The organism is Siphonobacter sp. SORGH_AS_1065, from assembly GCF_030818595.1.
In the GTDB taxonomy this organism is placed as follows: Bacteria; Bacteroidota; Bacteroidia; order Cytophagales; family Spirosomataceae; genus Siphonobacter.
On sequence record NZ_JAUTAM010000004.1, the window covers coordinates 78,524 to 102,752 of the forward strand.

General features: G+C 45.7%; 22 protein-coding genes. 18 read left to right on the forward strand and 4 right to left on the reverse strand.

Annotated elements, in window-relative coordinates:
- Window positions 1-209: 209 nt before the first annotated feature.
- Window positions 210-1,247 (reverse strand): agmatine/peptidylarginine deiminase, encoded by a 1,038-nt coding sequence (locus QE390_RS01205; RefSeq protein ID WP_307140773.1) that lies wholly within the window; start codon window positions 1,245-1,247, stop codon window positions 210-212.
- A gap of 5 nt (window positions 1,248-1,252) precedes the next feature.
- Complete coding sequence (locus QE390_RS01210; protein WP_157830223.1) at window positions 1,253-1,423, reverse strand: hypothetical protein; 171 nt, start codon at window positions 1,421-1,423, stop codon at window positions 1,253-1,255.
- On the opposite strand from QE390_RS01210, the gene QE390_RS01215 reads away from it, so the two are divergent.
- Together QE390_RS01215 and QE390_RS01220 are read left to right on the forward strand one after the other, a co-directional pair.
- Complete coding sequence (locus QE390_RS01215) at window positions 1,422-2,051, forward strand: DNA polymerase III subunit psi (protein WP_307140774.1); 630 nt, start codon at window positions 1,422-1,424, stop codon at window positions 2,049-2,051. The genes QE390_RS01210 and QE390_RS01215 overlap by 2 nt on opposite strands.
- Window positions 2,052-2,272: 221 nt before the next feature.
- A complete protein-coding gene (locus QE390_RS01220; protein ID WP_307140775.1) occupies window positions 2,273-3,586 on the forward strand; it encodes a hypothetical protein in 1,314 nt (437 codons plus the stop codon).
- 75 nt (window positions 3,587-3,661) lie between these two features.
- Here the strand turns inward: QE390_RS01220 and QE390_RS01225 are convergent, their stop codons facing one another.
- Together QE390_RS01225 and QE390_RS01230 are read right to left on the reverse strand one after the other, a co-directional pair.
- Window positions 3,662-4,669 carry a UDP-glucuronic acid decarboxylase family protein gene (locus QE390_RS01225; protein WP_307140776.1) on the reverse strand — a complete coding sequence of 336 codons (1,008 nt, stop codon included), beginning with the start codon at window positions 4,667-4,669 and terminating at the stop codon, window positions 3,662-3,664.
- A gap of 64 nt (window positions 4,670-4,733) precedes the next feature.
- Complete coding sequence (locus tag QE390_RS01230) at window positions 4,734-6,050, reverse strand: UDP-glucose/GDP-mannose dehydrogenase family protein (RefSeq protein WP_307140777.1); 1,317 nt, start codon at window positions 6,048-6,050, stop codon at window positions 4,734-4,736.
- Between the two features lie 431 nt (window positions 6,051-6,481).
- Between QE390_RS01230 and polX the strand changes: the two genes are divergently transcribed.
- From polX to QE390_RS01310, 16 genes are all read left to right on the forward strand, one after another.
- Window positions 6,482-8,173: a DNA polymerase/3'-5' exonuclease PolX gene (polX, locus tag QE390_RS01235; RefSeq protein ID WP_307140778.1), complete on the forward strand. Its 1,692-nt coding sequence runs from the start codon at window positions 6,482-6,484 to the stop codon at window positions 8,171-8,173.
- Window positions 8,174-8,287: 114 nt separating this feature from the next.
- Window positions 8,288-9,160: a carbon-nitrogen hydrolase gene (locus QE390_RS01240; protein ID WP_307140779.1), complete on the forward strand. Its 873-nt coding sequence runs from the start codon at window positions 8,288-8,290 to the stop codon at window positions 9,158-9,160.
- 59 nt (window positions 9,161-9,219) lie between these two features.
- Window positions 9,220-10,080 (forward strand): DMT family transporter, encoded by an 861-nt coding sequence (locus QE390_RS01245; protein WP_232793588.1) that lies wholly within the window; start codon window positions 9,220-9,222, stop codon window positions 10,078-10,080.
- A gap of 636 nt (window positions 10,081-10,716) precedes the next feature.
- Complete coding sequence (locus tag QE390_RS01250; protein ID WP_106635939.1) at window positions 10,717-11,340, forward strand: hypothetical protein; 624 nt, start codon at window positions 10,717-10,719, stop codon at window positions 11,338-11,340.
- A 24-nt stretch (window positions 11,341-11,364) separates the two neighbouring features.
- Window positions 11,365-11,673 carry a transcriptional regulator gene (locus QE390_RS01255; protein ID WP_106635691.1) on the forward strand — a complete coding sequence of 103 codons (309 nt, stop codon included), beginning with the start codon at window positions 11,365-11,367 and terminating at the stop codon, window positions 11,671-11,673.
- Window positions 11,674-11,716: 43 nt separating this feature from the next.
- Complete coding sequence (locus QE390_RS01260; protein ID WP_307140780.1) at window positions 11,717-13,129, forward strand: DUF4173 domain-containing protein; 1,413 nt, start codon at window positions 11,717-11,719, stop codon at window positions 13,127-13,129.
- A 22-nt stretch (window positions 13,130-13,151) separates the two neighbouring features.
- Window positions 13,152-13,799, forward strand: a complete 648-nt coding sequence (locus QE390_RS01265) for a DUF1361 domain-containing protein (protein ID WP_106635689.1) — start codon at window positions 13,152-13,154, stop codon at window positions 13,797-13,799.
- A 98-nt stretch (window positions 13,800-13,897) separates the two neighbouring features.
- Entirely contained in the window at window positions 13,898-14,317 is a 420-nt protein-coding gene (locus QE390_RS01270; RefSeq protein WP_106635688.1) for a diacylglycerol kinase family protein, read from the forward strand.
- A gap of 208 nt (window positions 14,318-14,525) precedes the next feature.
- Entirely contained in the window at window positions 14,526-16,013 is a 1,488-nt protein-coding gene (locus QE390_RS01275; protein ID WP_307140781.1) for a hypothetical protein, read from the forward strand.
- Window positions 16,014-16,764: 751 nt separating this feature from the next.
- Window positions 16,765-17,319: an L-threonylcarbamoyladenylate synthase gene (locus QE390_RS01280; RefSeq protein WP_307140782.1), complete on the forward strand. Its 555-nt coding sequence runs from the start codon at window positions 16,765-16,767 to the stop codon at window positions 17,317-17,319.
- A gap of 64 nt (window positions 17,320-17,383) precedes the next feature.
- Window positions 17,384-18,832: a CCA tRNA nucleotidyltransferase gene (locus QE390_RS01285; RefSeq protein WP_307140783.1), complete on the forward strand. Its 1,449-nt coding sequence runs from the start codon at window positions 17,384-17,386 to the stop codon at window positions 18,830-18,832.
- Window positions 18,833-19,013: 181 nt separating this feature from the next.
- A complete protein-coding gene (locus QE390_RS01290) occupies window positions 19,014-21,134 on the forward strand; it encodes a tetratricopeptide repeat protein (RefSeq protein WP_307140784.1) in 2,121 nt (706 codons plus the stop codon).
- Between the two features lie 125 nt (window positions 21,135-21,259).
- Window positions 21,260-21,721, forward strand: coding sequence for an OsmC family protein (locus QE390_RS01295; protein WP_106635938.1), 462 nt, complete (start codon window positions 21,260-21,262; stop codon window positions 21,719-21,721).
- Between the two features lie 37 nt (window positions 21,722-21,758).
- Entirely contained in the window at window positions 21,759-22,553 is a 795-nt protein-coding gene (locus tag QE390_RS01300; RefSeq protein WP_307140785.1) for a thymidylate synthase, read from the forward strand.
- Between the two features lie 69 nt (window positions 22,554-22,622).
- The gene (locus tag QE390_RS01305; protein WP_307140786.1) at window positions 22,623-23,378 is read left to right on the forward strand and encodes a hypothetical protein; all 756 of its coding nucleotides are present in this window, start codon (window positions 22,623-22,625) and stop codon (window positions 23,376-23,378) included.
- Window positions 23,379-23,446: 68 nt separating this feature from the next.
- Window positions 23,447-23,959: a hypothetical protein gene (locus tag QE390_RS01310; protein WP_307140787.1), complete on the forward strand. Its 513-nt coding sequence runs from the start codon at window positions 23,447-23,449 to the stop codon at window positions 23,957-23,959.
- Window positions 23,960-24,229: the final 270 nt, after the last annotated feature.

Here is a 24,229-nt window from a genome sequence, read left to right on the forward strand (position 1 = left end):
GTATCCTCTACTCATAAGGCAATGCTTTCCATGGCAGAGGCAAGAGATGCCAGCGAAAAAGCTGGCATCGGCATAGTAGCTTTTTCGCTGACATTCACTCAATATCGTCTAAACCCAGAGTAAGGCTTTCAATAATACAGGACAGAGTGCCAGCGGAAAAAGCTAGCATCGGTGTACTAGCTTTTTCGCTGGCGTTTATTCGGTATCGTCTAAACCAAAGGTTCCTGCTGGCTTAGACAGTGGAAGCTTCCCTGCCCCCAAATGATTTCATTAGCCAACAAAGGAATCACTTTCTGCGTCGGAAATGCCTTTTCCAGAATATCAATCGCCATTTGATCATTAGGGTTATCAAACACCGGAACGATCACCCCTGCATTACAAATCAGGAAGTTGGCGTAACTGCCGGGCGTACGAAAATCATTGATATAAACGGGCTTGGGCATCGGTAACTCAATGATATTTAATTGTTTACCATTCAACAGACGCATTTCTTTAAGCATTTGAAGGTTCGTATTTAACACTTCAAAGTTCTCATCATTCCGATCTGTTTCCACGCAAGCCACAACGGTATCTTCATTTACGAAACGAGTAGTATCATCAATGTGTCCGTCCGTATCATCACCGACGATGCCATCTTCTACCCATAATACCTGCTCCATGCCATAATAATCGCACAGGTATTGCTCGATCTGGCCCTGAGTTAAATGGGGATTACGGTTAGGATTGAGTAAACAGGATTTGGAAGTTAATACCGTTCCCGCTCCGTTGAATTCAACCGATCCCCCCTCCATAATCACTCCTGGTGATACGTAAGGCAAATCCAGATAGGCCGCAATTTTAACAGGCAGAGCATCATCATCCGAATACGGTGGATACTTACCACCCCAGGCGTTATAGCCCCAGTTTACAATCTGGCGTTGTTTAGTTTCGGAGTTAATCAGAAAAGCTGGACCGTGGTCGCGGCACCAGGCATCGTTGGTAGGGTTAATCAAAAATTCAATCTGATTAAGATCAACGCCTGCCTCGGTTAACCAGCCGATAATTTGCGTTTTAAGGGCTTCGCTATTGGCATTAATGCAAACTTTTTCGCCCTGAGAAATAGCTTTAATAAATTGAATATACTGCGGACGCATACCGGCAAGTTTGTCTCCCTGCCAGGAGTGGTCGTTATGCGGGAAAGTCAGCCAGGTAGCCCGGTGTGGGTGCCACTCAGCAGGAAAGAAAAAACCTTGTTCTTTGGGTGTCATCAGTGTTACGATTGCTGTGGGAAGTTTGGTTGCAGCCCGGTATCAGAATCAGGCGGCAAAGATACGGGAGTTTTCGGTTTAGCGTTTTGAGTTAACCTCACTCCAAATTCAATTTTCAGGCTTAAACCTGGTTTCAATGAAAGCTTCTTGCCAATCTCTCCGTATTTTTGCGGCATGATGAACGGTTCGGGTGATACGGCTTTTTTACAGCAACTCTTTTCGCAGGAGCAGCTTTTTCTGATTTCTTCAGATATTTCAGTTCAGGAAACTACGCAGGAAGAAGTTAGTTCGGTAGAAGAGGTGACACCTACGGTACCTTTTGTTGAGGAAATCATTGAAAAACCGGTAGAAGCCGAAACTCCGGCAGCGGCAGTAGTAACGCCCCCTGTGGTTACGCCACCTGAACCAGTTACCCCACCTGTCAAACCTGCTGAACCTAAGCCGATTCAACTTAGCCATCAGGTTTTACTATTGACAGAGAACCCTTCCTTGCAGGATTTAGACTTGCTCCAGAATATCCTTAAATCGGTCAATCTTTCACTGGATACCATTGACTTACTGGATCTTGCTCAGGTTTCCGTTTCAGAACATCAGAATCTTTTAAGTGGGAAAATGGTGCACCATGTATTAACCTTTGGCGTTCCCCTGAAGAAGATTGGTTTGCAGATTTTCCTGATGCCCTATCAGGTTCGAAATGTACAGGATATCAATTTCGTGATGGTCGATCACCTGAAAGACTTCCATGAAGATAAAGCCAAGAAAAAGGCTTTGTGGATGGTTCTGAAACAGTTATTTGGCGTTTAAGTCTGCCTTCTGCTCTTTTGCATTTCTAAGTTTTTTCGAACCTTACTCAACGGGAAAGGCGTTTTTTTCGTTTATATATCTAGTGTCACCGCTGTTCCATTAATCCTGCTTCATTTTCTACGAAACAATTCTACATTCTTCTGTGCTAATCATTGCCTTTTCCCTACCCCGTAACCGGATTGGATGGAAGAATCGATTGACCCATTTAAAACGTAGAAATCATGACACAACCACCCCTGAACAACCCCGATGATTCGCAAAATCAGGATTTTCATCGTGGCTATAGCAGTGGCTTAGAGCAAGTAAACCCGGATGCTTATGCAGATTTTGTAACCAATACCGTGAATGCGGATCGGTTACAAAACCAGATTGTTTCTTACCAACAGGAACTACGCGAAGTTGACAGCGAAATCCGGCAAACGCGTCAGGATCAACAGCAAGCTTTTGCTTCCCTCCAGCAGCATCTGGTAAAAATTGACGGAATTAACAAAGAAGTTGAAAGGCAAAGTAAACGTATTGCGGAAACCGAGCAGGACATTACTTCACTGGAAGAACGCTATCAGAAAGCCGCTCCCAAGTATTCGCTATTTGCGGGGATTCTGTATTTTGTCGCTGGTGTTTCATTCGTGGCGGGGGATTTAATTATCTCGCACGAAATTGTTGCCTACGCCCTCAACATTCGTAACCAGACCGAAGCCTGGTTTTTTGCCGTTGGTCTGGCGATGGTCTCGGTCTTATTAAAGCCCGTTTACGACCGTCTGATTGAGGGGCCTTATTTACAGAATCAGGAGAAAAGTCAGAAGTTGTACGCAGCTTTCAAAATTACATTGGCTGTCTTTTCTGTGCTTACCTTATTCATTCTGGGTTGGTTCCGTTACGAAGCGTACCGAACCGACAAAATGAAACAAGCTATTACTCAGAACATCAAGAACCTTCAGATTCAGCAGGCCGACCCTAACTCTGCTTCTGCCATTTTACAGGTAGAAAAACAGATGCAGCAGGTCGATGTACTGAATCAGGGCTTAGTCACGAGTCCGTTTGCATTGGCATCGTTCGTACTTTCGGGGGTGCTATTTGCGGTGGCAGGGGCCGTTTGCCTCGGGGTTTCTTTTCCCATCCTTCAAGGATTCTGGTTCCGATGGTTACAGGCCGGACCGCGACTGAAGCGGTTACGCAAACTTCGTCTCCAAAAATTAGGGGAATTAGCCACTATTGAAAACGGTCTTGCGGAGCATTTAATTCAGAAAGGAACCCTGGAAAACAAACTCCATTACCTCACTCCCATTACTGAACTAAACGACCGCCGCCAGGAATTGCGAGATCACATTCGTAGGTTGGAAGAAGATCAGAAAAATGCGGAAATCGGTCGCCGGGTGGCTTCGTTTAAAGATGGACTGGCGAAAGGCACTTCTAGTCGGGAGCATACGGAACCTGAAAAAGTTGAGCCTAAATTTATAGAACAGGGGCACGTATTACCCTCTTCCATTGACCGCCAAACCAGTGTAAATGGCGGTGGAATGAACGGTCATCATTAACTTGATTACTCATTCGTTCAATACAGGAAAAGGCCAGCGATTGCTGGCCTTTTCCTGTATCAATACTAGGTACTGTTATTTGCTAATCGTGTGGCTGCCTTGTTCGTAAGGGGTACCGAAACGATAGTTTGCTGCCTTGTACAATTCCTCTTCGGGCAGGGTCTTGAAGTATTCGTAGGTGCGTTTCAGCCCTTCTTCGCGACTGATCTGAGGCTCCCAACCCAAAATCTGCTGAGCACGGGTAATGTCCGGACGACGCTGCTTGGGATCATCCTGCGGCAGAGGCTTGAGAATCAACTGTTGTTTCGTTCCGGTTAGTTTGATGATTTCTTCACCGAATTGCTTGATCGTGATTTCGCCGGGGTTACCAATGTTCACGGGTTCAGCATAATCGCTCATGAGCAATCGGTAAATGCCTTCGATGAGGTCATCTACGTAACAGAAAGAACGCGTTTGCGAACCATCACCGAATACCGTTAAATCTTCGCCACGTAGAGCCTGACCAATGAAAGCGGGTAATACGCGACCGTCGTTTAGACGCATCCGGGGACCGTAGGTATTAAAGATGCGAACAATGCGAGTCTCTATGCCGTGGTAACGGTGGTAGGCCATCGTGATCGCTTCCTGAAAACGTTTTGCTTCATCATACACCCCACGAGGACCAATCGGGTTTACGTGACCCCAGTAATCTTCCGTTTGCGGGTGTACCAGCGGATCGCCGTACACTTCCGAAGTGGATGCCACCAGAATCCGGGCTCCTTTGGCTTTAGCCAAACCCAGACAGTTGTGCGTGCCGAGTGATCCTACTTTCAAGGTCTGGATCGGAATCTTGAGGTAGTCAATTGGACTAGCTGGACTGGCAAAGTGCAGGATGTAATCCAGTTCACCCGAAACATCAATGTGGTTGGATACATCGTGGTGAATAAATTCGAATTGGGGCAACGAACGGAGGTGTTCAATATTTTTGAGATCACCCGTGACCAGATTGTCCATCCCGATAACGTAGTACCCTTCTTTAATGAAGCGATCACTTAAGTGAGAGCCCAAAAAACCGGCGGCTCCGGTGATTAACACACGTTTCATAAGTTTCTAAAAGAAAAGAATTGAAGCGGAAAGATACTGGGTTCTTTCCGCTTCTAGGTAGGTATTAATTAATTTTCTGACGACCAATGGAGAAGTAAGTATAGCCTCTCTCTTTCATGTCTTCGAGTTCATAGACGTTACGGCCATCGAAGATCACCTTGTTTTTCAACCGGGCTTCGAGCTTCTCAAAATCCGGCGTTCTAAACTGAGGCCACTCCGTCATAATCATCAACGCATCGGCATCCACTAACGCCGAATAGGCATCTTTGGTGAAGGTCACCTTCGAGCCCAGATCCGCTAGATTCGCTACGTTCTCCATCGCCTCGGGATCATACGCCTTCACGTGAGCCCCCGCCGCCAGCAGTTCTCGCATGTTATACAAGGCCGGAGCTTCCCGGATGTCGTCGGTGTAGGGTTTGAAGGCCAAGCCCCATACGGCAATCGTCTTGCCCTTGACGTCTCCGCCAAAGTACTCCAGTACCGAGGGCAACAACCGCGTCTTCTGCTCTTCGTTGACTTTCATCACCGAATCCAGAATCTGGAAATCGTAGTCGTGCTCGCTACTCGTCTTGGAAAGAGCCTGCACGTCTTTGGGGAAGCACGAGCCTCCGTAACCAATCCCGGCAAACAAAAAGCGTTTGCCAATCCGGCTGTCGGTACCAATGCCCCGGCGAATGTCATCGACATTGGCTCCCACTTTCTCGCAGAGGTTGGCAATCTCGTTCATAAAGGTAATCTTGACCGCTAAAAAGGCATTGGCGGCGTACTTGGTCATCTCGGCTGAACGCTCGTCCATGAAGATGATGGGGTTGCCCTGACGCACCAGCGGGGCATACAGCCGGTTCATAGACGCTTTAGCTTTCTCCGAAGTCGTTCCAATCACCACGCGGTCGGGCTTCATGAAGTCTTCCACGGCTACGCCTTCGCGAAGGAATTCAGGGTTAGAGATCACATCGAACTCCACGCTAGCGTTTGCAGCAATGGCGGCTCTTACTTTCTCCGCCGTTCCCACGGGAACGGTCGATTTGTCGATGATGACGGTATATTGTTTGAGCAAAGGGCCCAGGTCTTTGGCTACACCCAGGATGTACTTAAGATCGGCCGAGCCGTCTTCGCCGGGAGGCGTGGGTAGAGCCAGAAAGATCACTTCGGCTCCTTCAATGCCTTCGGCTAACGAAGTCGTGAAGGAGAGGCGGCCTTCAGCGGTGTTACGTAAGAATAACTCTTCCAGACCGGGCTCGTAGATGGGGATGATCCCACTTTTCATCTTCTCGACTTTGCGGGCATCGATGTCCACGCAAACCACCTGGTTTCCTGTTTCGGCAAAGCACGTGCCCGTGACTAATCCCACGTATCCGGTCCCTACTACGGCTAATTTCATACTATTGACAGTGTGTTGAAATAGTTATAATGATATTGACTTGGCGGAATAATATCTATAAAAAATAAGACTCACAAAAATATATTTTTTCAGATAAAGCCTAAGATTACACTGGAAAATTGACTATATGGTTGCTAGAATATTTATTTTTTTATATTCATTATGCAAATTATTAAAAATCAATCTTACATCTATTTGCTCATGTATACGTCATTTTCACTAAACTGACATAAATCAAGAATTGTTTAGGGGTTTATCCCTGTGAATTACTGATTTTCAGTAACGTCATTTCTGTTGTCTGCATGTTTTATTTTCTGTTCCTGCAACCTAAACTTAACTAGCTCATTTCTAGTTATTAACCCGTAAAATCATTCCACAAAACAGGAAAAACAGCTTTAGGGTTTTATCTTGCTCAAAAAATTGCCTGTCTCGTGACGAACGAAGAAATAGTTGAAATTTTCGAACTGACTACCAAGCTGCTGGAGCTTCATGGTGAAAACGAGTTTAAAATTCGTAACTACCAGAATGCCGCTTTTAATCTCGATAAAACTAACGTTGACCTGCTTACTGCCCCCATCGAAGAGCTTTCGATGATTCCCGGGGTAGTGAAAAGTATGGCTGCGAAAATCGATGAAATCCGTACGACGGGTTCTTTAAAAGATCTCAATGATTTATTAGCTAACACGCCCGAAGGTATTCTGGACATGTTCAGAATCAAGGGAATTGGACCGAAGAAAATTCGTACCATCTGGAAAGAGCTGGGCATTACTGATACGCAGCAGCTATTATTGGCTTGTGAGAACGGAGATATTGCCAAACTGAAGGGTTTCGGCGAAAAGACGCAGGAAACGATTCATACGAATCTGCTTTTCCTGCAATCCAATTCCTCTAAACTTCGCATGGACGCGGCTCTGGTTTTAGCTGAAGTATTGTTTGATGCTTTAGAGAAAAAGTATAAAGTTGAAATTACCGGAGAGGTCCGCCGCAAGCTGGAAATTGTTGAGCTGATTCAACTGGTGGTTTCCGCAGAAAAACCAGCAGAAGTGCAGTCGTTTCTGAATACGCTGGAGTTTCTTACGCCCGATGAAAAGGCCTCTACCCCGTTCATCTGGCGAGGCCGTTTTCTGGACCGGACGATTCCGGTAGAAGTGCGAATCGTTAAACCGCAGCAATTTGTTAATCAGGTTTTTGTGCATTCCTCGGATGAAAAACATTTGATTCAACCCGTTGGCACGACTACACTTCTAAAAACGGCCTTACTGGAACCTCACGATTCCGAAGAAGCGATTTATACGAAACTGGGCATGCCCTATCTATCGCCGGAGTTACGCAATGGCGAGCTGGAATTTGACCCTGCTTTTCAAAGCAAAAACCTCATCACCTGGGATGCCCTGAAAGGTACCGTTCACAACCACTCAACCTGGTCGGATGGAAAACATACCTTAGAGCAAATGGCTCGGGCGGCGGCGAAGTTAGGCTTGCAGTACTTAGGCATTGCCGATCACTCCAAGTCGGCAACGTATGCCAATGGGTTGAACGAGGAGCGGGTTTATCAGCAACATCAGCAGGTAGATGATCTGAACGCCCAGTTCCAGAAAGAGGGACTGAATTTCATCATTTTTAAAGGCATTGAATCCGATATTCTGGGAGATGGTTCGCTGGATTACTCGTCGGAAGTGCTCAAGACCTTTGATTTTGTGGTGGCATCGGTTCACTCCAATCTGAAAATGACGGAAGAACGGGCCATGCAGCGGCTCATTACCGCCATCGAAAATCCGTACACTACTATTATTGGACACCCGACGGGTCGGTTGTTACTTTCTCGCCCCGGGTACCCCGTTGATCACAAAAAGTTAATAGACGCATGTGCGGCGAATGGTGTTATTTTGGAACTTAATGCGAGTCCTTACCGACTGGACGTGGATTGGCGATGGATTCCTTATGCTCTTGAAAAAGGCGTGTTAGTATCCATTAACCCTGATGCTCACCACATTGACGGCTATATGGACATGCATTATGGCGTGGCCGTAGCCCGTAAAGGTGGACTAACGCAGGAAATGACATTTAATGCTTTAGGAAGAGAAGAGGTGCAGACGTATTTCACGAAACGCAAAATCGGATAAATCCGCACGGAAAACCGGAACCAAAATCAGTACTATACGTTATTTCTGAAGCGGTCGTACAGGGCAAACCAGATCGTCCAACCCAGCTATAACGATTGAATCTGTTCAAGAAAAATGAATAAAAAAGTAAATGTAGGCCTGGTGCAGATGACTAACTCTGCCGATGTGGAGGCCAATATTCAGAAGGCCGAAGCTGGCATTCGCGAAGCTGCTTCCAAAGGTGCTCAGATCGTATGTTTGCAGGAGCTTTTTACTTCGCTGTATTTTTGTGACGTTGAAGATCACCACAATTTCTCGCTGGCAGAAGCCATTCCCGGTCCAACCACTGACCGTATGAGCAAGCTGGCGGCTGAATTGGGCGTAGTTATTGTCGCTTCTCTGTTTGAAAAACGGGCCGCTGGTTTATACCATAACACAACCGCTGTTTTAGATGCGGATGGTACCTATCTGGGCAAATACCGTAAAATGCATATTCCCGATGATCCGGGTTATTACGAGAAGTTTTACTTCACCCCCGGCGATTTAGGTTATAAAGTTTTTGATACCAAATTTGCTAAAATCGGCGTGCTCATCTGCTGGGATCAGTGGTATCCTGAAGCATCCCGCATTACGGCTCTGATGGGTGCAGATATCCTGTTTTACCCCACCGCTATTGGCTGGGATATAAACGAAACCGACCCTCAGGTTAATAAAGAGCAATACGAAGCCTGGCAAACCATTCAGCGGAGTCACGCGGTGGCGAACGGTGTTTACGTAGTCGCAGTGAACCGCGTAGGTCGCGAAGCGGATCAGGAATTCTGGGGCGGTAGCTTTGTTGCCAAACCCCACGGAGGTTTATTATACCTCGCTCCACACGATCAGGAAACCGTTCACGTACAGGAACTTGACCTGGAAGTGGCTGATCGGATTCGAACGACGTGGCCCTATTTCCGCGACCGGCGAATTGATTCGTATCAGCCCATTACCAAACGATTCATCGACGAATAACTTGTTAGAGGCGGAATGATGGATTCCGCCTCTTTTTTTATACTTTCTTTCCTCCTATCGTGAAAAATTCATTTGTCGCCACAGGCTTATTGTTTGCAGCTTTGTGGTCATCGGCCTCCGTAGCGGCCAAGTTTGGGCTGCAATCGGCAGAACCCATGGTTCTGTTTGATATCCGTTATTTCGGGGCTGGATTTTTCTTGTTGATTTACGCATTAGCCTTTGAAAAACAGCGAATGCCTCAGGGTAAGGAATGGCTACAGTTGCTCCTATTTGCCGTTCTTAATACCGTTATTTATCTGGGTTTATTCGTATTTGCCATGAAACAGGTGGCCGCTGGCATTGGCAGCTTGGCTATTGCCATTAACCCTTTGCTAATCAGTATTATATCTGCATTTTATACGGGTAAAAGCGTTCGCTCAAAAGCATGGATTGCTATTGTTTTGGGCATGGCTGGCGTTGCAATAGCGACGTATCCTTTACTTCAAAATAGCTTTGCTACACCACAAGGGTTATTACTGCTTTTTCTGAGTATGCTCTCCTATTCAGTAGCTACGATTTACTTTTCTGAAATCGACTGGAAGTTATCCCGAAGTAGCATCAACGGCTGGCAGGCCCTAATTTCAGGGGTGATTTGTCTTCCTTTGATTTATTTTTTTCACGAAAAGGAAAGCCATTACGATAACCGCTTTTGGGCTACCGAAGTGTGGTTAATTATTTTCGTTTCCGTTGCGGCGGTTCAGCTTTGGCTGAAGTTGCTGAAAGATGATGCCGTTCGGGCTTCCCTATTTCTTTTCCTCTGTCCCGTTTTTGGTTTTGCTTACGCCACGTTTTTACTCGGCGAACCTTTTACCCTGTATACTGCCGCCGGAACGGTTCTGGTTTTGATTGGTCTCTGGATTGGGCAACGATCGGGTAAGTAATCTTTTGCTTAGGGTTGAATATAGGTTAGTCGTAGGCTAACCCTATATGAAATGCGGGTAATACCAGGCTAGGGCCTTCCTTTCGAATTTTTCCCGGATTATGATCCGGGTCCATCCAGACCGAAGCTATTCATATTTAACCCCTCCGGGGTTTTGTCGGTCAATTTTCTTACTTCTTCTTTATCCTCACTCTCTTGGATTTTTAGTCTAAAATAAAATTTTGAGATAAGATGAAGTAGAACTCACGTTGGTCTTTCCTTGGATTCAAGCAGGCTATTGACGCATTTATGCTGATACCTAAATCTGCCATCCAGAGCAAAGCGAAGGAACTTACGAAGGCTACGAACTTGACTAGGCTTGTCAATCGCCCTAACGCCAGGAAAGGTCTCTCTCTTCGTTCGAGATGACAGTCTTTACGGATAATGGGGAGGCAAGTAATCTTTTCTTCATAACCCCGCTGAGGTTTTATTTTGTTGATTTCGTTAACTCTTTGCTTTTTCGGATTTGCCAGCCGAAAGGAATCTGTCAAAGGATTTATCATCGACCCTAACTCATCCACCAAAAATAAATTTTCCCTTTTCTATTGACTTATTGAATCAGGTTTTATTTACTTTGCAATACAAAGTACTTCGATTTATGACCCAAGAAGAAGGACCCTTACGCGACTTGTCTGAAATCCGTCAAATGATGGAGCGTTCCTCCCGGTTTTTATCCCTAAGCGGATTATCTGGAGTTTTTGCTGGAACTGTAGCTCTACTAGGAGCCGCCGCCGCCTGGAAATTCCTGGAAGGTACCGATTCTATCGTTGGTCAGGCTTTTGTATCCAAGCCTTATGGATTTTATCAGTTCTTCGTGGTCAACTTTGGTGGGGTCATGTTACTTTCCATTGTCGGCGGACTTTACTTTACCAACCGTCGGGCCCGCCAGCGGGGTTGGAAACTCTGGGATGCCACTTCCAAACGATTACTGATTAATATGGCCATTCCTCTGGGTACAGGTGCCTTTTTCTGCTATTTTTTACTGTTCCGTGCACCGGAATTAATAGCCGCTTGTACACTTATTTTTTATGGAATGGCACTCATTAATGCCAGCAAATACACCCATAGCGACGTAAGAAATTTAGGATTATGTGAATTAATCCTGGGAATTTGCTGCGGTTGGTTTGCCTCGACGGGCACTAGCCTGTTATTTTGGGCCCTGGGTTTTGGCGTCCTCCACATCCTGTACGGTATTATCATGTATCGTAAATACGGGGCATAAGCAGACTTTTGGGGTCTGATTTCTATGAAAAGTTTTATTGATCAGTTAAATAAAGCATTTGAGAATCGGGTACGGCTGGGCATTATGTCCGTGCTGATGGTGAACGATTGGGTAGAATTTAATACGCTGAAAGAAACACTTCAGCAAACCGATGGTAACCTCGCCAGCCACCTGATGGCTCTGGAAAAAGTACAATACGTTGCTATTCGAAAAGGATTTATCGGTCGTAAACCCAATACATCCTATCAGGCTACCGAAACGGGCCGCCAGGCCTTTCAGGAACACCTCAACGCCCTGGAATCACTTTTAAAATCAGTGCCGACCAAGTCTTAATTTTTTTTAGCCTTTAACTTTGTAATTCAAAGTACTTTTTAATATGAAATACGGATTCTTTCTTTTGATCGCCGCTATTATTTTACAGAACTATCTGTTCTACAACCAGAATTTTGGAATTAATTTTCTGGCACTTAACGTCCTGGTGTTGACCCTTTTACTCGTTCGGAACCGTGATTATTTAAAGCAAAGAAATACCCAGTTAGCCAGTCTGGGATCTGTTCTTTGTGGAATGACTATAGCTTTCTACGGCGGCGATACTTCCATTTTTCTCTATATTTTTTCAATTCTGTTATTGATTGGCTACAATTCTATTGCTCAGTTATCCCCTTACGTTTCTGCGTTCAATGGTTTCGTTAGCTTCATTGGGATAGCCTCGTTTAATGCCGGGGCAAACTGGTTAACCAAGGCCGATACGCCAACGAATCAACGACGCTTTTCCAAACAAATTCAACTATTACTTCCTCCACTCGCCATTACCCTGTGTTTTTATGGACTCTATTATTGGGCTAATCCTAATTTTTCTTTTCTCTCAACCACTTACACCCTGGACGCAGGTTACCTCTTTTTATTTCTCGTAGGATTAACCTGGATACCAGCCTTAATCTTCCCTTACTCTCCTAACGCTTTTACTGAAAGTGATTTAAGTAGACCTAATACATTAAAACGAATTCGTACCCGATTCAAAGGCCATTTATTGCAATTAAAATGGGAGTATCGTCAGGGAGTTATTATGCTGGTTATGTTGAATAGTTTGCTGGCTATCTTTTTAGTGGTCGAACTTCAATCTCTTTATTCAGGCTCCAAAGCTCAATCGGCATACGAGTTGTCCCAATCCGTTCATGACGGGATCAATGTCCTAATTATCAGTATCTTATTAGCTATTACTCTGATTTTGTTCTATTTCCGTAAAAACCTGAATTTCTTTCCCAATAATCAAACCTTAGTAAAACAGGCTTATACGTGGATTGGACTAAACATTTTATTACTTGCAGTTACTACCCATACCAATTCGTTATATGTTCAAAATTATGGGCTAACCTATAAGCGAATAGGCGTTTACATCTGGCTGCTTTTAACAGGATTGGGATTATTCACTACGCTTTTAAAAATTCACCAAAAGAAGACCAATGCCTATCTATTTCGTGTGAATAGCTGGATTACTTACTTTGTTTTTATTCTCATGGTAGCGATGCCCTGGGCTAAGATTATTACTCACTATAATTTAAACTACTCCCGTAGTCTTGACCTAAGCTACTTATTCAGTCTTCACCCCTCTAATCTTCCTCAATTACAGGCCTACAGCGAAACGCATCCAGGTCTTGAGGATAAATTAAGTTTCGCTGTTGAATCTTTTCAAAAGCGGTATGAACGATACCCAGATGCCTGGCAATCTTGGAATTATAGTGACTGGAAACTCTATCAACACCTCACCTCCCACCCTTTAAAAAAATAATTCAACCTTCAACCTTTCGCTTATGCAACTCATTCACACCCGCACTTTACAGATTGGCAGCCTCTCGGCTTTATCTGTTCTTTCGGCTACGTTTCTAGCCATTCGGTTTGGCATTACCCACGGCGGCTGGTATGTCATGATTAACTGGAATCTGTTCCTGGCCTGGATGCCACTTTTTCTTTCGCTCTGGTTTGAACGCATTACCCTGAACGAACCCGGCTCAAAACTTAAACTGGCCTCTGTAGGCATACTTTGGCTGCTATTTTTTCCGAATGCTCCTTACGTTATTACGGATTTTATTCACATTCAGCATTCCAGCGGCATTCCAGCCTGGCACGATGCCTTGATGATTTTTAGTTACGCTATGACTAGCCTGATCTGCGGATTATTATCCTTCCACTGGATGCGGCAAAATCTGATGCGAATTATCCCGAAATGGTCTGAATACGTGATGCTTGCCGTATTGCCTTTAAGTGGCTTCGGCATTTACCTTGGTCGGGTCAAACGGCTCAATAGCTGGCACCCGTTTACGAAACCGGGCTTACTCATCCAACAGATTCTGGAGAGTCTGGTCAACAAACAGGCGATCCTGATGACGCTTGAATTTTCGGTAATGATTGGCATTTCTTACCTCGTCCTCCTAAGTTTGATGCAAAAAGAAAGCGTTTGATTGCGTTTAAGGTTGTTTGAGAGTATGCATAATAAAACCTTTTCTGACTTCATCAAACCGCGTCAAGCTATTTTTAAACCATTTGCAAACCCAGCGTCATGCCCATTGACATTCCCAAGTTTTTTCGAAGTGTTCGCTATGCCCTCAAGGGTTTGAAAGTCATGGTTTATTCGGAAAACAACGCCCGGATTCACCTGCTGGCTACACTGGTTGTGGTGTGTATGGGTTTTTATCTGAACATTACCAAAAAAGACTGGGTAAACCTGCTGATCTGCATTGTACTGGTTTGGGTAACAGAGGCGATCAATACGGCTTTTGAAAAAACCGTGGATATGGTTTCGCCTGAATACCGAAAGATTGCCGGCGAAATCAAGGATCTGGCTGCAGGAGCGGTACTAATTACGGCCATTTTCTCCGTCATTGTAGGGATTATGATTTTTAAGGAATACGTTCCCTGGGAGGACTGGGCCTATCAGTTAGGCATTCCCCTGCCCCAGGACGACGAACCTGCCTATTAACTAACAGATCATTACATTCCACCTACCTAACTATCCCTTATTTCACTCTTAAGTACTGATTTTCAGAATCCCCTTCCCCCATTATTTCATGCAAAGGAATGAGCATAACCCTTGTTCACTCCGTTCCTTTCCAGTAAATTCGCTCATACCTCGGTCTGCCCTACGACCGGGGTATGAATGCTTTGTAATGACCCTAATTTTCGCCGCTATGAAACGTCTTTTATTGGTTATTTTTTGCCTGTACGCCAGTTCGGTCTGGGCTCAGATGCTTCCTTCTAAACGGCTGGAAATTCTGAGGGATGATAAACTTACGGACGATTTTGAAGTGCTGCCCCTGGGAAGTCAGGGCGTTTTGGTTACTAAAATTCTTGATAACCCCTCTCGGGGCATCAACCATACCTATCAGTTTAGTCGCTACGATTCGACACTGGCTTTACGCTGGGAAAGCGAGTTTAAACTGAAGCCACCGTACAAAGCCTTACTTTCTTACCACACACCCGAACATTTATTCTGGCTCTGTGGCGACCCGGATTCTGATAAAATCCAAATCTGGAAAACCAGCCTTGACACGGGCGAAATGGAAGTAATTGAAGGGGAAGTACCGGCCATTGACATTGTTTCGAAATTTAAAATTCTGGGTAATAAAGCCTTTTTGGGAGGTACTTATAATGACCGTCCGGTAGTAGTTTCTTTCAGTTTTTTTGATAAAACCTCACAGGCTCTCCCCGAATTATTTGACTTTCATTTAACCATCAATGACCTGGACGTGGATGAAAAAGGAAATAAAATTCACGTTTTCAGTAAGTACAATCGTCGCGGAAAATGCCTGCTTCAGATGTACACGTATGCTTATGACGGGCATTTGTTGAGCAAAACTACCCTTAATGACGAGTCCGACCGAAGTCTGATTACGGCTAAAATTGTTCATCTGGAAAATGGGGAGTCCTTGCTGGTAGGCAACTATTCACTCAACTGCTCGGATTATTCGCAGGGCTTATACCTCACCAAAGTAACCGATCAGCCACAGAACAAGATTCAGTACGTTCCCTTTTCGGATTTACAGAATTTCTTCAATTACCTGAAACCCAGTCGACAGGAACGGATGCGAAATAAAATTGCAGCCCAAAAGAAACTGGGCAAGGACCTGAAATTTCATTACCTGCTTCATATTCAGGATCTGATTCCCACGGAGGAGGGTTATCTGATGGTGGCGGAAGCCTACTTTCCCCAAACCAAAACCAGCAGTTCTTTTACCCCAACGGCTGTTACCAATCGCCGCCTTCAAAATAGTTATGAATCCTTCCGTTATACCCACGCTTTGGTTTGCGGCCTGAATCGTTCGGGCGAACTCGTATGGGATAACTCGATGGAATTAAAGGATTTGACCTCCGATTTGTTGAGTCCACAAGTGCAACTTAGTACGCTCAGTTCCAACACACTTTGCTTGAGTTATACGTATGAATCCAAAGTCAGGGCTCTTCAGATTCAGAAAGATAAAACGCTAGGCAAGATTGAAGAATACGAGTTATTACCCGCTGAACTTAACAAATCAATCGATCGTGACCCGTACCCTTCCCTGATTTCCTGGTATGGTCCATATTACCTGAGTTGGGGTTTTCGGAAGTACCCTCCCGCCGCTAATCAATCTTCGAAAGAAGCCTTTTTTCTCTATAAACTGGAGCATCCGGTTCATTAGTACCGTTTTCCATTAGCTGTTTTTCGTTTTCAAGCAAGACCGCTACATTTAACCCCTCCGGGGTTATTGTTTTCTTTTCAAACTACGCTCTTTCGGATTTGTAATCCGAAAGCCGTCTGTAAGGGATTTATAATCCCTAAAGCAACGCTAACCGTCTCTTACCCAGATGCGACCATAGAATGATCGCGTGTTGTTGGGGATTGTAAACTCCAAAACTCCGTCATGGTTGGTGTCTTCACCAACTACCAGGCTTTTAGTAATGGCTGGTGAGGACACCAGCCAAGGCGGAAGACTAGCGTATGGGCCCGTCCAACGTTTACCCCGGGTTTTACCCGGGGCTACCCATATTGAACCCCTACGGGGTTAAGGTCTTCATTTCCAACTCTCTTCCCATCCACCATGGTTGGTGTCCTCACCAACCACTAGCCTTCCTATTAATGGCTGGTGAAGACACCAGTCAAGGCGGGAGATTGGCGTATGGGTCCCTCCAACGTTTATCCCGGGTCCATCCATTAAGTAATCTCATAAGAAACCCGGATTGTCATCCGGGGCTATCAATATTGAACCCCTACGGGGTTAGGGTCTCGATATCCAAACGTCTTGCTTACCTTTACGAGTTTTCTCTTCCCAAACTCCAAACTCCAAACTCCAAACTCCAAACTCCAAACTCCAAACTCCAAACTCCAAACTCCAAACTCAAAACCGTAGCGACGGCCGCTCAAAACTCAAAAAGAGAGGTTACTTTTGTACTATGAATATCAAAATGCCCTTGCAGGCTTTGCGAAACGGAAGCTTGGTGCTTCATCCTACCGATACCGTATGGGGACTGAGCGGAGATGCCACTCGACCGGAAACGGTGGAGTTACTTCGCAAAACCTGTCAAATTCCCCCTCAGCAGGGACTGATCATCTTGCTGTGGGATACCTCCATGCTGGATCGTTACGTCGCGAAAGTGCCCGATCTGGCTTTTGACCTGATCGAATACGCCGAAGATCCGTTAACTGTAGTCTTTCCTCAGGGAAAAAATGTGGCCGAAAATCTGCTGGCTCCCGACAGAAGCATTGCCATTCGCGTTGTGAAATCAGGCCCTTGCCTTGATCTGGTAAAAAGTTTCGGCAAACCTCTCGTTTCTACAATTGCCGCAATTTCAGGTCAGCCCATTCCTAAGAAAAGTGAAGATATTACTCCTGACATCCGCCAGGCGGCTCAGGAAATAATTCCAGCTCCGGCAGGCTGGACTTCCGGCAAACCTTCCCGCATCGTTCGACTGGGCGTGGGTGGTGAATTTGAATTTATCCGTAAATAATACAGTATCAGGTTCTCGCATAGATCTTTTGCGAGCCCAATGATCACCGATCCGGCTTTTCGCCATGAATGAATTAATTAAAAATCATCCTGTATTTCAGATCATTGCCCGCTCTGCGGAGCAACTGAACCTGCCAACCTATGTCATTGGCGGCTACGTACGGGATTTGTTACTGAATCGACCTTCCAAGGATATTGATATTGTTTGCGTAGGAAGTGGCATCGCTCTAGCTGAGCAAGTGGCCAGAAACTCGGGCGATAAACAGGCTTCTCTGGCCGTTTTCAAAAATTTCGGCACGGCCCAGGTAAAGTTTGATGGCTGGGAAGTAGAATTTGTCGGAGCTCGTAAAGAATCCTATCGCTCCGACTCCCGCAAACCCATTGTAGAAGACGGATCGCTGGAAGATGACCAGAATCGTCGTGATTTCACCATCAATGCATTAGCCATTTCTCTGAATAAAGCAGACTTTGGCACCCTGATTGATCCTTTTGACGGCCAGGCCGATTTACGCCGGAAAGTCATTCGGACACCACTTAATCCAGATATTACTTTTTCCGATGACCCCCTTCGCATGCTGCGGGCCATTCGGTTTGCTACCCAGCTCGGTTTTGATATTGACCCGGATTCGTTTGATGGATTAATTCGGACGAAAGACCGTATTGAAATCATTTCTCAGGAACGCATTACGGACGAACTCAACAAGATTATCCGAACACAAACGCCTTCGTATGGATTTAAGTTACTGGAAATCTCGGGTTTACTCGAAATCATTTTCCCTGATTTTGTGGCCCTGAAAGGTGCTGAACAAATTGATGGTAAAGGACATAAAGACAATTTTTACCACACACTTCAGGTATTAGATAACGTCTGCCGAATGAGTGACGACCTGTGGTTACGCTGGGCGGCCATCCTGCACGACATTGCCAAACCCGCAACCAAGCGTTTTCATCCCAAAATTGGCTGGACTTTCCACGGTCACGAAGAGATGGGTGCCCGCATGGTTCCTACCATTTTCCGTAAGTTCCGGTTGCCCTTGGGTGAAGAAATGAGGAAAGTGAAAAAACTGGTTCGCCTGCACTTACGCCCCATTGCTCTGGCCAAAGATGATATCACAGATTCGGCATTGAGGAGAGTTATGGTGGAAGCTGGCGAGGATTTGGACGATCTGATGAAGCTTTGCCGGGCTGATATTACTTCTAAAGACGGAAACCGGGTGAAACGTTATCTCGCCAATTTTGATAAGGTGGAAGCCCTGATGAAAGAAGTTGAAGAACGCGATCAGCTCCGTAATTTTCAGCCCATCGTTACCGGAGAAATGATTATGGAAGTCTTCGGGCTGCAACCTTCCAGAGAAGTAGGTACGCTGAAAACCATCATTCGTGAAGCCATTCTGGAGGGAACTCTACCGAACAAATGGGAATACGCCTATCCGTTTTTACTGAAAGCCGGAGCTGACATGGGATTATCCCCGGTTAAAGAATTAACCCCTCCCCTCCAAGACCAAGTACCTTGATTATGCGTTAGTTTTATAAATGAGTTTAGAGTTTGGGGTTATTACGTTTAGAGTTTAACGTGAAAATCAATAGCGTTTCCTCTTCGTTACTAATACTTAGTAAATGTTGAAAGCCTTGCGAAAGGTAGAGGCTTTCAACCCAAAACTCTAAACACAAAACTCAAAACTTTCTTCCTTTAGAATGCTGCGTTGGCTGGTGATTTTTTTCTTCTGTGCATCCACTCTGGTTACGGCTCAAACCCGGACGGATTCGTTGCGTAAGATGAATAATCTGGCTGCTGAGCTTGCCAAACGTGGTCGTTATGACCGGGCCTGGCCTTTGCTCAATGGGGCACTGAAGGTAGAAAACCGCGATACGCTTCGCTATAATCTGGCTCTGGTGGAATTAGCTCAGGGACATTCCGCCCAGGCACTTCAGTTACTTAATCAACCGTTGCCTTTTCCCAATGCGGGTTTACAGAAGGGTCTGGCAGCCAGTCAGATGGGTAAATACTCGGAGGCTTTGAATTATTTTCGAACGACTCCTTCCACTCCTGAAAATTCAGACGTTCTCTTTTACAACCAGGCGATTGCTCTCTGGAAATCCGCTCCTACGAATACCAATACGTATCCGCACATTGAGCGTTACCTGGAACAATCGGTTAATACCAATCCGCAATCCCGAATTGCGATGGGGCAGCTCATGGCGGCTCAAAATCGCTGGGACGAAGCCGTGCGGAATTTTCAGCAAGCTCGTCAGGAAGGAGCTGATTTACAGGTATTATTACGTTTGGGGCACGCTCATCTGGCCCTGAAACAATCCGACGAAGCCATTAAAGCTTTTCAGGAATACCTCGATGCCGGTGGCCGCGAAGGGTATCTGGCTCACCTTGGCATGGCTTACACTCATTACCGAATGGGCGATTATACGCTGGCCGGAGAAGCCTTTCATCGAGTCTTACGCATTCGTCCCACCTCCCCAGAAGCTGCCACCGGAATTGGGAATATTCTCATCGGCCAGCATCAGGATAAGCAGGCCCTGGCTCAATACCAGCGAGCCGTTTCACTGGATTCTACGTACATGCCCGCTCGCCTAGGTCGAGCTATGGCCTATTATCGGTTAGGTCGATACACTGAAGCCTGGAAAGATTTCACGGCCAGCGTTCATATCATTAATCCCGACAATCCTGATTACGCTGATTTTTATATATGTCGCGGATTTACGCTAGTTCGGTTAAAACGCTATAGACAGGCCATTCCCGAATTTGAAAATGCCTTAAAAAACAAGCCTAATGCCACCGCCGTGTATGCGGGTTTAAGCGAAGCCTACCGAGGCGTGGGTGACTTTCAGTTGGCTCATCGCAACGTAAACGAAGCCCTGAAACGCGAGCCTAATCACGCAGGGTTATTAACCAATCGGGGAAATTTTCAGATGAACATCGAACAGTTTGACGATGCTTCAAAAGATTACCAGCAAGCCATCAAACTTGAACCCAATAACCTTAATGCCCATAACGGCGTGGCTATTACGGATTTGCAAAGCGACCGAATTCCTGAAGCTTTGGTACGTTACGATAGTTTAGTACTGAAGCATTCCCGCGAACCGATGTTATTAAACAACCGCGGTATTACCCTGTCGTATCGGGGTTTGCAACTGGAACAGGAAAAGAAAGATAATGAGGCCAAAGGCTCCTATAAAAAATCACTGGCTGATTTTCAACGGGCCATGTCAATTGATACGGCGGGCGGTTACTACCGAAACAACGCCGGGAATGTGTATAAAATCCTGAACGAAAAGGAAAAGGCCATTGAGAATTATAACGGGTATCTGAGTAAAACCGCGATTAATAACCTCGGTGTTTTATACGCCGGAACCAAACAGAAAAAGTATTCGCATTATTACATCACGACGGCGTTACAACTGGATTCCACTAACTTTTCATTTCTCTATAATCGGGCTAAATTATACCGTTCCGAGTTCCCGGACTCGTTGCGGACGCGTGGAAAATATTTACGGGCTGAATCCTTTATTTCTCCCAATGCCATCGCCCGAAAATATAGCAAAGACGGTTACATTACGGTTTATCTCTTTGACTATCAATACGAAACATACGAGTACAAAGGACAACCGACCTTTCCTATTAAAGCCGATGCCGGAAAACCCACAGAATTTCAGAGTTACTTCGATTTTCAGTCCATCCCAGAACCACCCAAACCCGAGCCCGTTCCCCGACAGCCACGTGTGTACAACTATCCCAAAGGCAAGTCTTTAAAATCACCCAAAAGGGCAAAAAATCGGGGGAGTACAGAATGTCCGGTTTAGCAACGTTTATCCTTTCTACAGAACATAGCCGCTCAGACAAACGTTGTTATCTTAAGTTCAATAGCTAAAGTATTCGGGAACGAATTCGGGGCTGGAAGGCTTACACAAAAAACCACATCCTAGTTATGCAAGTTGAATTAGTTCGCGTTGATGACGCTTTTCATTTTCAGGCTTCTGGTTCATCCGAGGCCAAAGTTTCTATTGATGCAGCCGAGGCCATTGGTGGCAAGAATGCGGGCGTTCGCCCCATGGAGCTTTTGCTAATGGGATTGGGTGGCTGCTCGGCCATTGACGTGATCCTGATTCTGAAAAAACAGCGGCTGCAAATCGAAGATGTCAAAGTGAGTGTATCAGGTGAACGGGTGAAGATTGAAGGCACTGAAATGAGTCCGTTTCGCAAAATCAATGTGCATTTTGACATCAAGGGTAATGTGAGTGAAGAAAAAGCAGAGCGAGCCATCAAACTTTCGATGGAAAAATACTGTTCGGCAACGGCCCAGTTTGCTCAGTCAGCGGAGATTACCCATTCAGTGAGCATCGAAGGACTAAGCCCCCAGGAAATTCAGGCCGATAGTCTCGCCGAATAGCCTTACCTTTGTCCCCGCTCTCAGCTTTTAAGTATCGATGAAACAATACCAGGATCTCCTCCAGCATATTCTTGACCACGGCACCCGAAAAACCGATCGTACCGGTACGGGTACTATTTCAGTTTTCGGTTACCAGATGCGTTTTAATCTAGCCGAAGGTTTCCCTTTAGTGACTACCAAAAAGGTACACACGAAATCCATTATTCACGAGTTACTCTGGTTTCTTCAGGGCGATACCAATATTAAATACCTGAAAGACAACGGTGTTAGTATTTGGGATGAATGGGCGGATGCGGAAGGCAACCTTGGTCCCGTATACGGTAAACAGTGGAGAAGTTGGGAAGCCCCCGACGGACGGGTAATCGATCAGATTACACAGGCCGTTAACCTTCTGAAAAAATCGCCGGACTCCCGTCGAATCATTGTATCCGCCTGGAATCCAGCCGATCTGGATGGTATGGCTCTGCAACCCTGCCATGCGTTGTTTCAGTTTTACGTAGCCGACAACAAGCTTTCCTGCCAGTTATACCAACGCAGTGCGGACGTATTCCTGGGCGTACCCTTTAACATTGCCAGCTATGCGTTACTGACGATGATGATTGCTCAGGTAACGAATCTGGAACTCGGTGATTTTATCTGGACGGGTGGCGATACGCACCTGTACCTGAACCATTTAGAACAGGTAGAGTTACAGTTAAGTCGCGAACCGCGAGCCTTACCCACGCTGCGAATCAATCCCGAAGTTCAAGATTTATTTGCCTTTACTTACGAAGATTTTAAACTCGAAAATTATGACCCCTGGCCTGCGATTAAAGCTCCGGTTGCGGTCTAATTTTTCCGACTATTGATACCAACTCAAGCCACGAAGGAATCCCTTGCCTTCGTGGCTTTCTCATTACGGATGAACACACTTGTACTCAAGTTAATTTTAATGCCCTCATTGATTGCCGGTGTTACGCTGGCGGCCCGACGGTGGGGTAATGTTATTGGCGGATGGCTTGGTGGGTTTCCCTGGGTGGCAGGGCCTATTTCTATTTTTCTGGCCCTTGAGCAGAGTAAGGATTTCGCGGCAAAATCGGCTATGGGCTCGCTGGTAGGTTGTTTCTCTACCTATGCCTTCGCCTGGTTATATGCGAAACTGGCTCCCCGCTTGCACTGGTTTCCCTTACTGATGCTCTGCTACGCCATGATTTTTGGAAGTTTATACATCGGACAATTTTATTCGGGAAGTATTCATCTCCTTTTCATAACCTTGTTACTGTTCATTTTACTGGTTTACAAGCTATTTCCCCGACCCGAAGTTCCGGCTCACATTGCAGCCCCACCCCGCTTTGACCTCCCTTTACGGATGATCGTGGCAACAACTTTTGTAGCAGTCATTACGCAAGTGGCTTCCTGGACGGGACCGGTTTGGAGTGGTTTATTAACACCCTTCCCCATTATGACTACCTGCCTCGCTGTCTTTACGCACATTCAGCAGGGGCCCGCCCAGTGTGCCCGGATTTTGCGAGGGATGGTGAACTCTGGCATGGGCTATGCTACTTTCCTGTATATCGTGGGATTATTATTACCTCATACGTCAATGCTGGTAGCTTATGGTGCGGCGATGGCTTGCTCTTCAATAGCTAATATTTTGACGTTAAAATACCTCAAGTAAGTTTTCTAAGATTCAGTACATCAGCAATAATCCTTTTGCCAAAATATAGTTAATAGTATAGTAATCAGATGGTAATAAAAGAGATAACCTACGGCGGCTTATCCAGGGAACATCTGTTTGATCGCCTCAAGGGTTACCCTATTTTCCTCAATGAATTTGCGGAGATGCTTTTGTTTAGCCCACATTTTTGCCCCTCTCCCCAACAGCAGTCTCTATCGGTCGCAGAAATTACTGTTGGAGAGTTGGGCCTTCAACAGGGTGGAACATTAGAGGAAATCCGAAATCAGGCCCGTCTATTAGGTTTGGTAGCATGCCCTCTGGAAGCCGCATTTTACAGTAGATTTTATTTTACCGATCAGGAAGAAGTAAGCAAAGAGGTAGTAAATCAAAACCCACCCGGAGCCCTCGTCATTTATTCCAAACCGCTTTCAGCGGATCGTAGCTTTCCGAGAGGTCTTTACTTGAGGAAAATAAAGGGAGATTTATGGTTAAGAGGGTACCGTTGTTCCGACGACTATGTCTGGTCACCTCTGGATACTTTTCTTTTTCAAGTCAACGCCAGTTCCCGTACTCTGGAATAAGGCCTTATTCTTTATTTTACAACTATACTCCTACGCTCTTTCGGATTTGCAATCCGAAAGCCCATCTGTTAGGGATTTACAATCCCTAAAGTAGCACTAGCCGCCTTTTACCCTCCGCCGTGGTTGGTGTCCTCACCAACCATTATGCTTTTAGTAAGGGCTGGTGAGGACACCAGCCACGGCGGGAGATTAGCGTATGGGCCCTCCAACGTTTATCCCGGGCATAGGGAACCCCGGATTGTCATCCGGGTCCATCCAGACCGGGACTAT